The 15,219-nt window shown below is 43.7% G+C and carries 19 protein-coding genes and 1 other RNA gene; 7 read left to right on the top strand and 13 right to left on the bottom strand.

The genetic code is table 11. The features are described 5' to 3' along the window. Positions 1–818 (top strand): IS3 family transposase (locus tag A5870_RS16675; protein WP_139843174.1); only part of this gene is annotated, 818 nt, incomplete at its 5' end. A 208-nt stretch (positions 819–1,026) separates the two neighbouring features. Here A5870_RS16675 and A5870_RS16670 read toward each other — a convergent pair. After that, positions 1,027–1,389, bottom strand: coding sequence for a hypothetical protein (locus A5870_RS16670; RefSeq protein WP_086294015.1), 363 nt, complete (start codon positions 1,387–1,389; stop codon positions 1,027–1,029). Between the two features lie 67 nt (positions 1,390–1,456). Next, positions 1,457–1,837: a CvfD/Ygs/GSP13 family RNA-binding post-transcriptional regulator gene (locus A5870_RS16665; RefSeq protein ID WP_005231980.1), complete on the bottom strand. Its 381-nt coding sequence runs from the start codon at positions 1,835–1,837 to the stop codon at positions 1,457–1,459. Positions 1,838–1,930: 93 nt separating this feature from the next. Here A5870_RS16665 and A5870_RS16660 point away from each other — a divergent pair, with 93 nt between their 5' ends. Beyond that, on the top strand, positions 1,931–3,112 hold the full coding sequence (locus A5870_RS16660; protein ID WP_086294014.1) for a MalY/PatB family protein: 1,182 nt from the start codon (positions 1,931–1,933) through the stop codon (positions 3,110–3,112). Between the two features lie 89 nt (positions 3,113–3,201). Here A5870_RS16660 and A5870_RS16655 read toward each other — a convergent pair whose 3' ends face one another. Then, positions 3,202–3,789: a peptidylprolyl isomerase gene (locus A5870_RS16655; RefSeq protein ID WP_086294013.1), complete on the bottom strand. Its 588-nt coding sequence runs from the start codon at positions 3,787–3,789 to the stop codon at positions 3,202–3,204. Positions 3,790–3,929: 140 nt separating this feature from the next. Here A5870_RS16655 and A5870_RS16650 point away from each other — a divergent pair, with 140 nt between their 5' ends. The 3 genes from A5870_RS16650 (at position 3,930) to A5870_RS16640 (ending at position 6,162) form a co-directional block, all read left to right on the top strand. Beyond that, positions 3,930–4,907 carry an NAD(P)/FAD-dependent oxidoreductase gene (locus A5870_RS16650; RefSeq protein ID WP_086294012.1) on the top strand — a complete coding sequence of 326 codons (978 nt, stop codon included), beginning with the start codon at positions 3,930–3,932 and terminating at the stop codon, positions 4,905–4,907. Positions 4,908–4,912: 5 nt separating this feature from the next. Then, the gene (gene yqeK / locus A5870_RS16645; protein WP_086294011.1) at positions 4,913–5,527 is read left to right on the top strand and encodes a bis(5'-nucleosyl)-tetraphosphatase (symmetrical) YqeK; all 615 of its coding nucleotides are present in this window, start codon (positions 4,913–4,915) and stop codon (positions 5,525–5,527) included. 125 nt (positions 5,528–5,652) lie between these two features. After that, positions 5,653–6,162 (top strand): phosphatidylglycerophosphatase A family protein, encoded by a 510-nt coding sequence (locus A5870_RS16640; protein ID WP_005227653.1) that lies wholly within the window; start codon positions 5,653–5,655, stop codon positions 6,160–6,162. Between the two features lie 55 nt (positions 6,163–6,217). Here A5870_RS16640 and A5870_RS16635 read toward each other — a convergent pair whose 3' ends face one another. The 4 genes from A5870_RS16635 to A5870_RS16620 form a co-directional block, all read right to left on the bottom strand. Further along, positions 6,218–6,856, bottom strand: a complete 639-nt coding sequence (locus A5870_RS16635; RefSeq protein WP_086294010.1) for a TIGR01906 family membrane protein — start codon at positions 6,854–6,856, stop codon at positions 6,218–6,220. Next, the gene (locus A5870_RS16630; RefSeq protein WP_061053784.1) at positions 6,853–7,623 is read right to left on the bottom strand and encodes a TIGR01457 family HAD-type hydrolase; all 771 of its coding nucleotides are present in this window, start codon (positions 7,621–7,623) and stop codon (positions 6,853–6,855) included. The genes A5870_RS16635 and A5870_RS16630 overlap by 4 nt, the downstream gene beginning before the upstream one ends. A gap of 1 nt (position 7,624) precedes the next feature. After that, positions 7,625–8,245, bottom strand: a complete 621-nt coding sequence (locus A5870_RS16625; protein WP_081119052.1) for a YutD family protein — start codon at positions 8,243–8,245, stop codon at positions 7,625–7,627. Between the two features lie 90 nt (positions 8,246–8,335). After that, the gene (locus A5870_RS16620; RefSeq protein WP_086294009.1) at positions 8,336–9,718 is read right to left on the bottom strand and encodes a bifunctional metallophosphatase/5'-nucleotidase; all 1,383 of its coding nucleotides are present in this window, start codon (positions 9,716–9,718) and stop codon (positions 8,336–8,338) included. A gap of 326 nt (positions 9,719–10,044) precedes the next feature. Between A5870_RS16620 and A5870_RS16610 the strand changes: the two genes are divergently transcribed. Next, positions 10,045–10,287 carry an addiction module antitoxin gene (locus tag A5870_RS16610; RefSeq protein WP_005227642.1) on the top strand — a complete coding sequence of 81 codons (243 nt, stop codon included), beginning with the start codon at positions 10,045–10,047 and terminating at the stop codon, positions 10,285–10,287. Continuing rightward, positions 10,284–10,691 carry a type II toxin-antitoxin system death-on-curing family toxin gene (locus A5870_RS16605; protein WP_005227640.1) on the top strand — a complete coding sequence of 136 codons (408 nt, stop codon included), beginning with the start codon at positions 10,284–10,286 and terminating at the stop codon, positions 10,689–10,691. The genes A5870_RS16610 and A5870_RS16605 overlap by 4 nt, the downstream gene beginning before the upstream one ends. A gap of 213 nt (positions 10,692–10,904) precedes the next feature. On the opposite strand, the gene ffs is transcribed toward A5870_RS16605, so the two are convergent. The 6 genes from ffs to A5870_RS16575 form a co-directional block, all read right to left on the bottom strand. Continuing rightward, positions 10,905–10,991, bottom strand: an RNA gene (ffs, locus tag A5870_RS16600) — signal recognition particle sRNA small type. A gap of 29 nt (positions 10,992–11,020) precedes the next feature. Then, positions 11,021–11,527: a tRNA adenosine(34) deaminase TadA gene (tadA, locus tag A5870_RS16595; protein WP_081119050.1), complete on the bottom strand. Its 507-nt coding sequence runs from the start codon at positions 11,525–11,527 to the stop codon at positions 11,021–11,023. 131 nt (positions 11,528–11,658) lie between these two features. Then, complete coding sequence (locus tag A5870_RS16590) at positions 11,659–11,994, bottom strand: hypothetical protein (RefSeq protein WP_005227636.1); 336 nt, start codon at positions 11,992–11,994, stop codon at positions 11,659–11,661. A 68-nt stretch (positions 11,995–12,062) separates the two neighbouring features. Continuing rightward, positions 12,063–13,430, bottom strand: a complete 1,368-nt coding sequence (locus A5870_RS16585) for an RsmB/NOP family class I SAM-dependent RNA methyltransferase (protein WP_086294007.1) — start codon at positions 13,428–13,430, stop codon at positions 12,063–12,065. Positions 13,431–13,569: 139 nt separating this feature from the next. After that, positions 13,570–14,205 carry a YczE/YyaS/YitT family protein gene (locus A5870_RS16580; protein ID WP_010748831.1) on the bottom strand — a complete coding sequence of 212 codons (636 nt, stop codon included), beginning with the start codon at positions 14,203–14,205 and terminating at the stop codon, positions 13,570–13,572. 205 nt (positions 14,206–14,410) lie between these two features. Beyond that, positions 14,411–15,214, bottom strand: a complete 804-nt coding sequence (locus A5870_RS16575) for a MerR family transcriptional regulator (RefSeq protein WP_081119058.1) — start codon at positions 15,212–15,214, stop codon at positions 14,411–14,413. Positions 15,215–15,219: the final 5 nt, after the last annotated feature.

The raw sequence follows: 15,219 nt of genomic DNA, 5'->3' as shown, positions 1-15,219 counted from the left end.
CCCTGCTCCATGTCACAAGATCGGCCTATTATCGTTGGTTAAAAAATCCCAAACTGCCTGAAGTGGTATTGAATGAACAGTTGGCTGACCTTGTTCGTTATATTTATGAAGCAGACAACGATAAAGGATATCGCAGAATCTGTGAAGATCTCGTGAATGATTATGGCTTTCAAGTGAATGACAAGCGTATTCTTCGAATCTGTCGCAAACTTCAAATCCAATCAACCATCAAGCATTCAGGCAATAGTATCACTAAGGCATCCAAGACTCCGTATCATATTGCGAAAAATTATTTGAATCGAAAGTTCAATGCGGATCAACCGAATCAAAAATGGCTAACAGATGTGAGTGAATTCAAGTATTATGAAGGGGCTGAAGTGAAGAAAATCTATTTGAGCGCTATTCTCGATCTCGCCGATCGTCGCATTGTTTCATTTGTCATCAGCGACAAAAATGACAATAAATTAGTCTTTGATACCTTCGATCAAGCAGTCGCCGCCGAACCAACCGCTCATCCGCTATTTCATAGCGATCGCGGATTTCAATATACAAGTAAAGTTTTTTGCACAAAGCTAAAGAAAGCGAAAATGAAGCAGAGTATGTCTCGTGTCGCCCGTTGTACCGATAATGGTCCAATGGAAGGCTTCTGGGGAATGCTTAAGCGAGAAAAATATTATCGGCGAAAGTTTATCAGTAGAGAAAGTCTCGTTGAAATGATCGAGAAATACATGAACTATTACAACAATGGTCGCTATCAACGATGTTTGAAGAGCAAAACACCGATCCAAGTTCATCAAGAATTATTAATGGCAGCTTAATCACTCCCCCTCTTGGACAAGCGAATAGAATAAATCCGCTTAACCAAGAAGGAGGCCAGTCGAGCAAAGTTGAGGTTAAACAAAGTAAAAAACATAAAAACTGCCTACCGAATTTCGGTAGACAGTCGTCAAAATAATTTTATTCTATTTCATTGTCCACTTGACGGGGAGCCCAGCAGTCTTCAGTCTTTTCACTAGTATACAGTTGCTAAAAGAACGGAACGCCTTCAATCTTATAGTCTTCGATGATCTTACGAAAGATATTGGGCTCTTCCCACGCATACCCTTCTGGCAGCTGTTGCGTTTGTCCTGCTTCTTGTGTTTCAAAAACAAATAAAGGAATGTTTTGCGTATCAATGTGGCCATTTGTGAGTTCAACGAGTTCGATCGCTGTCACATCAAGGTGGATACGGTCTTTAAACAATTGTAAGATCGTAGCCAAGCCGGTTTTATCTTCAGAAAAATCCGTTGACGCTAATTCCGCAGTGCCTTCGTGTATTTGCATCAAAAATCGTTTCGAACCATTTGCTAAGTGCATCATAACTGTACCCGCTACTTTTTTGGATCCCAAAATACCCACCTCAGTTATTCATCTGTTTGTAAACTAATTTTAGCACATTTTCAGAAAATATGCACGATTATCTGTTGCTGTTTTCTTTTTCTAACATTTCTTTAGCTTCTTTCACCCACACTGGTAAAGCTTCCCCAATCGTACGGAAACCGATCCGCTTATTCTTATTTGTAAAGTAGCGTTTACGCTTAAAGGGTGGCTGAACAAAACTTGATTCCAATGTACGGCGGGACAAACTGATCTTTTGGCTGTATTCGTCAATATCAATGATTTGTACACGGATCTTTTGCCCGATCTGTAAGACTTCATGGATATTTTTGGTAAACCCGGATTGGATCTCTGAAACATGGATCAATCCCTGTGTTTCCTTATCTAACGAAACAAATGCACCATAGGGTTGAATCCCAGTGACTGTTCCTTCTATAATGTTCCCGATTTGATAATTCATAGTCTTTCCTCTCTTTTCCACTTTCATTATACTTGAACTAGTGGTAGATTTGAAGCATCAGAAACAACGTTGCACAATATAGGAGGGAAACGCATGATCAATTTTGACAAAGTCCATCCCCGCTTAAACACCAATAGCGTTAAATGGGACACCATTGCAAAAACCTATAAGGAAGAAAACTTATTGCCGCTTTGGGTAGCCGACATGGATTTTCTGGCACCAGAACCTGTGAAAAAAGCGTTAGAAAAAGCAGTTGCCCAAGGGATCTATGGGTATTCCACCATCCCTGATTCGCTGCTTGAATCCATCATCGATTGGCAGCAAAGACGTCATGGTTATACCATCACTAAGGAAGCGATCCTTTTTAACAGCGGTGTCGTCCCTAGTATTGCCCTGGCGATCCAAAGTTATACGCAAGAAGGAGATGCCGTACTGATCCACGATCCGGTCTACCATCCCTTTGCCCAGGTTGTCAAAAACAATCAGCGGACCTTAATTCAAGAACCGTTACTGGAAAAAGATGGCCACTTCGTCATCGATTTTGAGGCGCTGGAACAAACCATCATCGAAAAGAAAGTAAAATTGTTTCTTCTATGTAATCCTCATAATCCTGGTGGCCGGGTATGGTCAAAAGAAGAACTGCTGATGATCGGCCGGATTTGTCAAAAGCACCAGGTGATCGTTGTCAGTGATGAGATTCATCAAGACATCGTTTTTGCGCCAAATCACTTTGTCTCTTTCCAAACAGTCGAGCCAAGCTTTGCCGATTTTTCGATCATTTTGACTTCAGCAACCAAGACTTTTAATTTAGCTGGGATCAAAAATTCGATGGTATTTATCAAAGACCAAACCTTACGCAGCCAATTTGCAAAAACACAGGAACGTAACGTTCAAGGGGAAATCAATACGTTTGGTTTGGTCGCTACTGAAGCAGCGTATCGTGAATCTGAAGCATGGTTAGAAGAACTATTGTCCTACTTAGAAGCAAATCGCACCTTTGTCTGCGACTTTTTGACTGAACATCTGCCAGCAGTGACGTTTCAAAAGCCCGAAGGTACTTATTTGATCTGGCTGGATTTTTCTGCCTATGGCCTAACGGATAATCAGCTACAAAGAAAACTGATTAAAGAAGCCAATGTCGTATTGAATCAAGGAAATATCTTTGGTCCCCACGGCAGTCACCATATGCGGCTGAACTTTGCCTGTCCTAAAGAGCTATTAGAAAAAGCACTCAATCAAATCGCCGCTGCGTTTAAAGACCAACCGATCGGTTAACTCTTTCTTATGAAAAAAAGAACCCTAAAGCTTCCATTTCAACGATCTCCTTGAGGATGGCCGTTGAAACTGCTTTGGGTTCTTTTGTTTTATTCGCTGATTTCGATCGTTTCGATCACTACATCATGCACTGGACGATCTTGTGGGCCCCGTTGCACGCCAGCGATTTCATCAACGACTGACATTCCTTCGATCACATGACCAAAGACTGTGTGACGGAAATCTAACCAAGGAGTACCACCTGCTTGATACGCTTCGATGATTTCAGCTGGATAACCAGCACCTTCTAATTGACCTAACATGTTGCTAGGAACATGTTGATTGTTTACGATGAAAAACTGGCTGCCGTTAGTATTCGGACCAGCGTTTGCCATGGATAAAGCGCCACGAAGATTGAACAATTCTTTTGAAAATTCATCTTCAAAGCTGCCGCCATAGATGCTTTCGCCGCCCATTCCTGTACCAGTTGGATCGCCACCTTGAATCATAAAATCAGGAATGACACGGTGGAAGATGATCCCATCGTAATACCCTTTTTTCGCTAATTCAACGAAGTTTTTCACTGTTTTTGGTGCCAATTCTGGGAACAATTGTACAACTACATCCCCACGATTGGTTTTGATGACTGCTTTATGGCCAGTTTGTTTTTCTAATGCTAACTGTGGAAATTCAGACACATTAACTCCTCCTTCTCTCTCATAAATCCATGATAGCAGAAAATTGAAAAAATGCTAGTTTGGATAATTTTTGCTATAATGAAGCTATTCGTACAACACGAACATGCTTCACCCCAACGTGGTTAGAAAAGAGGAATAACATGGATATTTTTGATATAACGATTATCGGCGCCGGACCTAGCGGGATGTTTTCTGCTTTCTATGCCGGCATGCGTAACGCCAAAACCAAGATCATCGACAGCTTGCCGCAATTAGGCGGTCAGCTTGCTACTTTATACCCAGAAAAATACATCTACGATATCCCAGGTTATCCGAAAATCAAAGCGGGCGATCTTGTCCAAAACCTGGAAAAACAGTTGACGACCTTCAATCACCAATATTGTTTAGAAGAAACCGTCTTGTCGGTCGAAAAACAAGAAGACTATATCGAAGTCACCACCGACAAAGGAATCCATTACTCGAAAGCCGTGATTTTGGCTTTAGGAAACGGCTCCTTCCAGCCGCGCAAACTGACTTTGCCAGAAAGCGAGCGGTTTGAAGGATACGGCTTAGACTATTTTGTCACCGATTTGATGAAGTATGCCGGACGCAAAGTAGCGATCGCCGGTGGCGGCGATTCTGCCATCGATTGGGCATTGATGCTGGAGCCGATCGCTAGTGAAGTCTACTTGATCCATCGACGTCCTGAATTTCGTGCTCATGAACATAGCGTCAGCAAATTACAAGCTTCTGCCGTCAACATTTTGACTCCTTATGTGATTCAAGAGCTCCAAGGAGAGCAACGTTTGACTGGTGTCTCGTTGCAGCAAGTCAAGGGTGATGAAACGGTCAGCCTTTCATTGGATGCTTTGATCGTCAATTACGGTTTTTCTTCCACATTGAACATCAAGGATTGGGGCATGAAAAGCAGCCGCCAAGGAGTCTTCGTCTCTTCAGATATGAGCACGTCTGTTCCTGGGGTCTATGGCTGTGGGGATGTCGTTTTATACGACGGAAAAGTCGACCTGATCGCTACTGGTTTTGGGGAAGCCCCAACCGCGGTGAACAATGCGCTCCACTACATTGATCCCAAAACGCGGACACAACCTGCCCACAGTACAAGTCTTTTTGAGGAGTAGCTGAGATGAAACAAGCTGGTCAACGTCAACCTGCCGCCTATACTCTCTCTTTACAGGGGGAGACCCTCACTGAGCAAATGGTTCAGTATCTGGAAGCCTTCGATCATGCCGAAACGGCGGTCCACAATCTAGCCGTTGCCCAAGAAGCCAAAGGATTGGCAGAACGGTTTCAAGTCAACGCGGAGAAAGCTTACTTGTCAGGACTGCTGCACGATGTCAGCGTCGTCATCCCTAACGATCAGCGAATCGCCTTGCAGATAGCGGTAGGCGAACCGATCTTAGACGCGGAGCGGCAAGCACCTTTTTTGCTGCATCAGCAGCAATCCGCTTTGTTGGCAAAAACGGTTTTTCAGGTGTCTGACCCAGAGATTCTGTCCGCCATCAGCTGTCATACCACCTTAAAGGCCCAATATAGTCGTCTCGATCTGATCGTTTTTTTAGCCGACAAAATCAAATGGGATCGCAAAGATCAAGCACCTTTTTTAACCGGCTTATTAGACCGCCTCGATGATTCCTTGGAATCTGCCGCTAGATATTATATGGACTGGCTCTTTGCCGGTGACTTAGTGGTCCCCCATCCTTGGGCAGTGGCAGCCAAAGCAAAATTAGCAAACACCTAAATGCCAGAAGGGACTAAAACCCAAACGGCATGGGCTGCAACTAGAATAGGGCACAACTTATGATTGCAATCCATCAGTCGCATGTTGACTTTTGAATAAACTTTTTTTACATGGAGGGGAACTATATGGTATTAGAAAGCAAAACACTTGAAGACAAAGCAAGAGAATTGTTGGCCGACCGCGGTGTCTCACTGCAAGACATCGGCGAATTGGTGATGTTTTTGCAAAAAGACTACATTGAAGGCATCACCTTGGAGATGTGTATCGAAAGCGTCAACGCTGTCTTAAGCAAGCGGGAAGTCCACAACACGATTTTAACGGGTGTTCAGTTAGATATTTTGGCAGAAGAAAATCAACTGCTGCATCCACTGCAAGAAATCGTCAAAGAAGACGAAGGGCTTTATGGGATCGATGAGATCCTCGCACTATCCATCGTCAACGTGTACGGCTCCATCGGCTTTACTAACTACGGATACATTGATAAAGTCAAACCAGGCATTTTGAAAGAACTGAACAAGCACGATGGTCCCCGCGTTCACACCTTTTTAGATGATATCGTAGGTGCCATCGCCGCTTCTGCCGCAAGTCGCTTAGCCCATCAACACCCAAGTAAATCTCATTACATTACGCAATAAAAAAAGACCAACGATTCACCTCTCTCAAAGGAAGTGGATCGTTGATCTTTTTTCATTACGCTGTTTTTTTCAAGCCTCGTTTCCCCCACCAATAGAAGGCAAAAAAGAAGACTTCAATCAAGACGAAAAAGAGAATAAAGCAATGCATGAAAAACGTTTCTGGCAGCACGTTGATGATCGGATCGGTGGCTGGATTAAAGAGCCAATCGTCGTTACTGAAGAAAATCTCATGGAACGTAACGAAAAAGCGGTCAAAGCCGACAGCCATCAAAAAACCGAAAATCAGCGGCAAAATCATCCCCCATTGAAAGGGACGAATCAAGCGCCATTGCTGTTGTTTTTGCCGTAACCGATTGACGAACCAGATACTCGGCAGCACCGTGAAGATCATCACGGCATAATTTAATAGAAACAACTGCTTCACATCGTAAAAATGCCCAGCGCCAGCTTCAGACATTGGAAAATCGGGCAAGGCGAGCGTACTTGCAAAGGGATTGTTTAGAAAATCTAACAATAAGCCATAGTTCTTCAACAACTCTTCTCTTGTTAGCGAGGTATAATCCAGCAGATTTAAGTGATCGACATCAAACCAATATAACGGTCGAAAATTGATCGTTAGGGTGATCGCTAGACTGACCAAAAACAAAAACAAGCAGACAAATCCTAAGCGTTCAAGCCACACTTGTTTTTTCATTGTTCAAAATCCCACTCATCTAAAGAATCAACCACATAGGTTGGTGCTACTGGTAATGTCGGAACTGCCGCTTTCGGGGTAAAGCCAGATAATACGAGCAAAGAATCGATCCCGTTTTGGATCCCCGAGCGAATATCCGTTTCATAATTGTCCCCCACCATCAAGACCTCTTCTTTTGATAAGCCGATGTGTGCCACCGCTTTTTCCATAATGATGGCTTCTGGTTTGCCAATAAAAATCGGTTGCGTTTGGGTGGCAGTCTCCACCATTGCAATCAGTGAACCCGCACCTGGCAACAAGCCTCTTTCCGTCGGGATATTTTTGTCGGGATTGGTCCCGATAAAGGTTGCTCCTTTTTGGATCGCTAACGTTGCTAAAACAAATTTTTCATAGGTCACGTGGTTGTCTAAACCAACCACGACATAATCCGGATTGGTTTCTTCCCACTCAAACCCAGCAGCTAAGATCAAATCGATCAACCCCGCTTCGCCGATCACAAACACTTTGCGGCCTTTGCCATGGTCTTTCATAAAATCGATCGTTGCCAAGCTTGCGGTATAGATCGTTTCTGGTGCCACATGGATCGAAAATTCATCCGCCAATCGCTGCGCCACGACTTCGGGACTGCGGGTCGTATTATTGGTCACAAATAAATAGGGCAGTCCTTTTTCTTGTAAGGACTCTACGAAGCGTTTCCCAGCAGGGATCGGCTCTTTTCCTAAGTAAATCGTACCGTCTAAATCAATCAAATAGCCTTTATATTTCATCTTATTCTTCCCTTTGTCGAATCGTAAACTCTTTTTTGCCTTTTTTCACCGTAGTTGTTTCGGTTTTTTTGACGTTCTTTTCTTTTGGTTTACGATTTTTGATCGTTGGTTTGCTTTTTTTCTGCGGTACTGCGTCACGCTTTTCTTCTATATGGGCGTTTTGTTGTGTATTTTGATTTTGATTGTTTTGGGTTGGCTTTTTCTTGCGTCGGCGGGAGGTACTTTTTTCTTTCTTGCCGCCAACTCGTTGGATCACAAAATAGGCACAACCGAAGTTGCAATACTCATACAAATAGTCTTCCAGCATGTCGATACGCTGATCGGGTAATGCTTTGCGGTTATCCTTTTCAAAAAAGCCTTTCAAACGCAGCTGCTCATAACCCCAATCCCCTACGATATAGTCATAACGTGCCAACACTTCACTGTAACGCTCGCCAAGCTTTTCTGGATTGAAGCCTTCACGATAATCCATGACCAGTTTGTATTGTCGATTGCCAATCATTAATTCTTCATCATTTAACAAAGTCACCAACTCGCCTTTTTGCGGTTGTTTCGCTGGTTCTTCAATAATTTCTTCTAGTACAGATGTCATTTCATCTGTGATCGTTTGTTTTTCGGTCATTTTTTCACCACCTGCTGTTTATTATACCTTGTTTTATTCCCCAATGATAGTCGCGGTTTTCTCGCAAAAACCAGCTGGAGAAGTGACGAACTACTGAATGGGGTATTTCTGACTCAGGTAATCTCCGACCACTGTGCGAATAAAGTCTGGAAAAAGAAACTCAACGGTTCCAGCAATCTCGATCGTCGGGAAAAACGGAATAAACAAGTAGTGATCCACAAGGGTCAACGTGTAGCTTTGAGCAGGATCGACGGGCTCTTGTTTCCACAATACTTGGTGGTTTTTTTCATCAAAGCGGATGCCTTCATAAACCAGTTCACCAAAAATCTTCCCTCGAAAACCCATTCCCATAATTGGGAAATTGCGCAAAAAGTTGCGATTTTTTTCCATCTCTAAGATCAATCGAATGACATCCGCGCCTTGCAACGTCACCCGAATCAAATGCATCGGATGGGGCAAAATCGTGTGCAGCTGATCTTGATCAACCCGTCCTTGCGGCAAATCATCTAAAAATAGCCCCGTATTTAAGATGGCGGCATCCGTTTGTCCTTTGGCACATAATGCCAAAAGCGCCTCCCGAACCAAGGAATGTTGACTTTGCCAATCCCTCGTAAACGCTGCTGGAATTTCTGCCACCTGATTTGCCCGCAACAAGCGATGACCGATCGATAGATATTCGGCGATCTCTTCCTCATCTTGCGGAAAAGCCACCAACGAATCGGTCGGAATCACACGTGCGCGATGCTTGATTGGGCGGTGGTGATCATCTAAGACCACTTCGACTTCGCCAATGTTAAAACCAAACTTGCCAGCTGCGCCAATTTGGACCCCATTGATGACTTCGCCCTTTTCAAACAAATGGTGCGTGTGGGAACCTAAAATAACATCTAACTCTGGAAAGTCCCTCGCAATCTGGCGGTCAGCATTGATGCCTAGATGGCTCATCAAGACCAGCAAATCGACCTCGGGGCGCAAATGCTGCACCAATGAAGGCAAAATCTCCAAGGGTTCGCGAATGTCCCAACCGTTGGGGGCATATGTTAGCGGAAAAGGTGCCGTAAAAGCGATCAAGCCGATTTTGGCGCCTTGATTGCTTTCCATGATTTTGTATTCTTGTGCCCATTTGGGTGGACGCAAATCCTGTTTATCAAATAAATTGCCTAAAATGACAGGAAATTCTGCTTGGTCATATAGATGCTGCAAGACCTCTTTGGGATTGCCGACCCCTTCATTGTTCCCAATCGTCACCGCATCGTAATGTCCTTGATTCATCAAATCGACATTCGCCTTGCCGTCAGTTGCTTCTGTCAAAGGATGCCAGCGATCGACAAAGTCGCCTAAGTCGACCGCAATCACTGTCTCTTCGGTCGTATCCGCTTCTCGTTTTCTTTGATCCAAATAACGCCGCATCTTCGGCCAATGTTCTAGGTGGGAATGCAGATCGTTGGTATGGATAATCGTAATTTTCTCCATTGTGCGCCTCTTTTCAAATACGTCGCCTGAAATCACTATCCGTTTCTCTTGGCATCAAGGATTGCCAGCAGAAAGACGACGGAATTCTCTACAAAATAAGCATAGCATAAAATCTCTGGGAAACCATTGGAATGCTTGGAAAAGAATGGAATAAATAGACAGTCATTTGTCAAAAAGTACCGCCATGTTTTGCTCAATTGTTGGAATGATTTTTTTCCAAGCAAATACGATCCAAAATATATAGCACTAACATACGATCATACAATTATTGAGTAATTCTCGTTTATCGTATATACTGTATATACGATATAAGGAGGAGATGTAAAGTGAGTATTCAAGAACGAAAAATTAGAAAGAGCGGAAATTCAGTTGTTTTAACATTATCGAAAGAATTATTAGAAAAAATAGGAATTCAAGAAAATGATTACGTATTTGTTGATGAAGACAAATTAGCTGCTGCAATCACGAAAAAGTCATTACCTTCTGAGCAGGAACTCGAAATCAATCGTTTAATCGATCAATCTTTTTCTCAATATGAAGAGATGTATAAGGAGCTCGCAAATCATTGACAATCTACTTATCAGAAAAACAAATCATAAAAATGAATGTCGTGCTTATCAAAAGTCAAACACCAAATGAAGAGATCGGCTTGCGTGATCCATCTGGATTAGCCATGGCTGTAAAACAACCGCAACAAATCGTTTTTTCAAAAGAATTATATCCCTCAATGGAGGAAAAAGCTGCAATCCTTCTAATCAACTTAATCAAAAAACATCCCTTTCATAATGCCAATAAACGAACGGCTTTCATGGCAACGGATGTTTTTTTCAAGCTTAACCACTATGAAACTTTTTTCGAACAAAATCAAACGATTGCATTTCTGGTGCACATTGCGAAATATGACGAAAATAAATTTGATACTTTAAAACGATCAACCTCTGACTACCTTCGAAAATACACAAGAAAGTCGTAAAAAAGTAACTAGCTAATCAGCAATTCTTCACCTACAATCAAACAATCGTGATTCACTTTTTACTAGATTGGCTAAAAATTGATCATGAAAATTTATCAAAGAGAAGACTCAACTAAAGACTTTCAGACAATAAAAAAACCTAAGACAGTCTGTCTCAGGGTTGAATGGTCATCGATTCAATTAGTACTACTGCTTTCTTCAAAAGCAGGCAGTTTTTCAATCAGACACATGGAGAATCCTGCTTAGTGCTGCTTCCTTCCGGATCTGACACGCTTCACAAGACCTCCATTGTCCTAGCCTTTCGGCAAAACTTAGTATAACGTATTTCGTTAGAGATTGCCAGCCTTTTTTTGTTTTTTCTTTTCTCGTAATGCTCGGAAAAAATCTGTTAGCAGCTGTCCACATGCTTCTTCTAAAATGCCGCCTTCCACATAGGACCAATGGTTGAAGCGCTCATCTTCCAATAAATTCATCAATGTACCGGCAGTGCCGCCTTTGGGATCGTAGGCACCAAAATACACTTCTTCCACCCGTGCTAATAACATCGCTCCACTGCACATCGGGCATGGTTCCAAGGTCACAAACAGCTGCGCTTGTTCTAAGCGCCAACTTCCGACCGTGCGACAGGCTTCTTCGATCGCAAACATCTCCGCATGCGCTGCGGCTTGTTGCTGCGTTTCTCGTAGATTGTGCCCACGACCAATGACTTTGCCATCCAAGACGACAACAGCACCGATCGGTACTTCTGCCAAACCTTCTGCTTTTCGGGCTTCTTTGATTGCTTCTTCCATAAAAAAGGCTTTTTCCTCGGCAGTCAAGGTACTTGTTTTTTCCACGACTTCTCTTTCACTCCTCTACCTCGCACCATTGCGTGCATTTCCTTGTTAGTATAACGAAAAACGCTCAGAAAGACGAGAAAAACTCGCAAAGACCGATGTCCCTGCGAGTTTCAAATGGAATGATTGGCTTAAAAGACGGAATCAACAAAGCTCGTCAACTTGTCTTTGACATGTTCTGTCGAATCTTTGATGTTGTCTCCGTAAACAGAGATTTTGTTGCGGCCCTCATTGACTTTTTTCATCACACCTAACAACGAATCCAATTCATTGTCAGACAAGCCGTCTACGACATCCAGCAATTTTTCATTGCCGTTGAATTTGTCATCGACAAATTTCTTTACTTTGTGTCGGTTGCAAGCGAAGCGTACTTTATTGAATACTTTGTCTGATACAACGACGGCAGTAGTGATCCCAGCGATCGCTGCAATGCTTAATCCAATCGTTACTTTTGATGATGTTTTCATATCGATCAGCTCCCTTATTTTGCTACTTCCATCATAGCACGAGGACTGAAATAAAAACACTATTTCGTTTAAATCGCTTTGAATCTTAATCCTTTAGGAAAGAAGTTTTTCACGGTTCCTTGGACTTGTTTTCCAAAACCGACGGGGATTTCATCGACTGTCAAAATCACCCACCCAGCATTTCCTGGCACACTCAAGGTTTCACCTGCCACATACTGCTGCCATTGCGGCAAAGTGATCGGCACTGTCGGTGCCCCTTCTTCTGCATGGATCGCCAATGCCAACGCATAACTTGGCTCGATCCGATTCTTCTTAACGACGCCGACATGCAAACCTGGGCGCATAAACTTGATCCCTTTTAAAGAAGGCATTTCTTCAGGAACGAGCCAAAGGTTTTCACCTAGCAGCTGTGGCGTCGCATTCAGTGCCTGTAAAAAAGGAAAATCCTTGCGAAAGGCTTGCCACAACTTTTGAGTCGCTGCATCTAATGGGCTCTTGGCTGTCGCTCCTTTGCCTTTTTTCTTCTTTTTCACTGGCGCTTCTTCTGCTTGGAAGGTCAATTTCGCAGCGAAATGACCTTCTCCTTGGTTTAAATGCGGCCATAAGCGGATGGTTTTCTCGATCCCTGGTGCCTCTCCCCACTCGCTGCGCCCATGAGATACATTGTCCAAGTCGATCGCTTCGATCGTGAAGGGATACTCCTCCATTAACCAAGCCATCATCGCTTCGTTTTCTTCTGGGGCAAAGGTACAGGTGGAATAGATCAGCTGGCCCCCCGGTTTTAGCATCGCAACGGCTTGTGCCAAAATGTCTTTTTGCCTGATCGCACACTGCTCAGGTGTATCTGCTTGCCATTCTTCTAAGGCGACGGGATCTTTACGAAACATCCCTTCACCAGAACATGGGGCGTCCACCACGATCTTGTCAAAAAACTGAGGAAAATGGCGGCTCAATTCTTGCGGCGCCTGATTGGTGACGACTACATTTGGAAAGCCCCAACGCTCCACATTTTCTGATAAGATTTTGGCACGCTTGGGGAAAATCTCATTTGCTACAAGCAGCCCTTTTCCTTGTAATTGGCTTGCCAGCTGCGTTGTTTTGCCCCCTGGTGCCGCACATAAATCTAAGACCCGCTCCCCTGGTTGAGCGGCTGCGATCGTTGCTACGATCATCGCACTAGGTTCTTGACTGTAGACATAGCCAGCTTGATGGAGCAGCGAACGGCCTTTGACTTCGCCAATATAAGCCGCTTCTGCATAGGGGGCGGGTACAGCAGCTGGTCCATATTTTGCCAGCATCGCTTCTGCATGTGGCTTAGCAATATTCAAGCGAAAGCCTTTGACTGGCTGATTATCGGTTAAAGCGGTAAAAAAAGCTGATGCTTCTTCTCCTAGCAACCGTTGGTATTTTTCAATAAATGGTGTTGGTAATTGCATACTTACCCCTCCTCGGCTTTTTTATTCTAGCGACTGAGAAGCAATTATGCAAGAATTCCTTGATCAAATGGCAAAAAAACTGCAGCTGAGTGAAGTGGGCGACTAAATCGCCTCGACTTCTCTTTGCTGCAGACCTTTTTTATTTAAAAATCGCTTTTTTGACACTGCTTTCGATGAATGGCTGAGAGACACGGTTGTCCCAGAATTTGATCAGTGGGCCCACTAAAAAGGCACTGATGAAGGTTCCGATCCCGATTGGTCCGCCTGTAAAGAGTCCGATCAAGGCAAAGGCAACGTCTTGAATCACCCGCACCACTCGATAATTAGCTTTCGTCTGATCGACGATGGTTGGGGCGATCGCGTCATAGGGGGCGCTGCCCAAATTCGCTGACATATAGAATGAAGCTCCGAAGGTAAAGAAGATGATCCCGATCAACAAGAACAAACCTTGCTGCCACCAATTATTCGGACCGACGGATAACCAATCAAAAACATTGGTATAAAAGTCGATGAAGAATCCTGTCAGCACCATATTGATGACCGTACCGATACCGATATGGCGACGGCCAAAGATAAAAATCAATACTAGGACAGCGATATTGATCATCAATTGATAGACCCCAAGGGATAACCCTAGCAGCTCACCGACACCGATATTGGCTGCTGTGTATGGGTCTAGCCCCACTCCGCCGACCCGCAGCAATGCCGCCCCAAATCCTAAAATGGCGACACCAATCAACGCATACAGCGAGCGTAATCCTGTTTCTTTTTTCATTAAAATTTCTCCTTTTTTCTCATCTGTTCTTTCAAGTATAACGAGAAAAAAGGAAAATGGGAATTTCAACGCTTCACAGGGCCCTTTGTAGGGAAGGGATCTGCCTTAGTCATCTCCTTTGCTTCTATTGAAAAGCCAGTGGCAACAACCATTGTTATTAAGTATTTTGATTTTCGTTTCCTTCATACTAAGGTTGCACGTTCCACTACTCTGGCTTCACTGGAACCATCACTTCAAATATCTGCAATTCTTTTTGTGTGGTAAAGACTTCATCTTGCCATAACAATTCCCAAACATCGCCATCGATCTTCAACTGCTTCTCTTTTAGAAAGGCTCGGATGCGGTGGGTAAAAGCGGCAATTTGTTCCTCTCCTTCACTGACAAACCCAGAAACATATGTACCAGCAGGACGTGTGATAATCAGCTTTTCCGGATAGAGATGTAGCCGATCTTGGGGAATCAAGATCAATGCCCGATAAGGAGATGCGTGAAAAGTCTGATCCTCCAACGTCGTTCCGGCACTTAAAAAGCCAATGGGGTAGCCACTGAAGGCATCTTTATAATCCACTAATGGATAAAAACGAGCGTACACTTGATAAGCAGATTCTGGATCATCGCCGGCGATCTCTTCAGAAACGATAAACGCCTCTGCTTTATGATGCGCTATCGTAAAGGTCTCAAAATCAGCTTCCTGTACTTTTTCATAGCGTTGAATATAGCGATCAAAAGTTCGTTCCAATTCTTGTAGCGCTGCGATTTTGTCACGGACTTCTCCTCGCCGTTCCACAAGTTCCTTTTGCGTGTATTCCGGGTTGCGGTTTTTCAAAAATTGGCGAATGTCTTGCAAGGGCATGTCTAAAGAACGCAACATCAAAATCACGTCTAACTCAAGGCATTGTTCAAAGCCGTAATAGCGATAGCCATTGTCACCTATTGAATGAGGTTTGAACAGATCGATCTGATCATAATAAATCAATGTACGCCGACTCACACCGGCATAAGCGGACATCTCAC

This window comes from Enterococcus sp. 2G9_DIV0600 (genome assembly GCF_002140615.1).
GTDB lineage: Bacteria > Bacillota > Bacilli > Lactobacillales > Enterococcaceae > Enterococcus_D > Enterococcus_D innesii.
The sequence above is the reverse complement of the archived record's forward strand: the minus strand, read 5'-3'. Positions and strand labels throughout refer to the sequence as shown.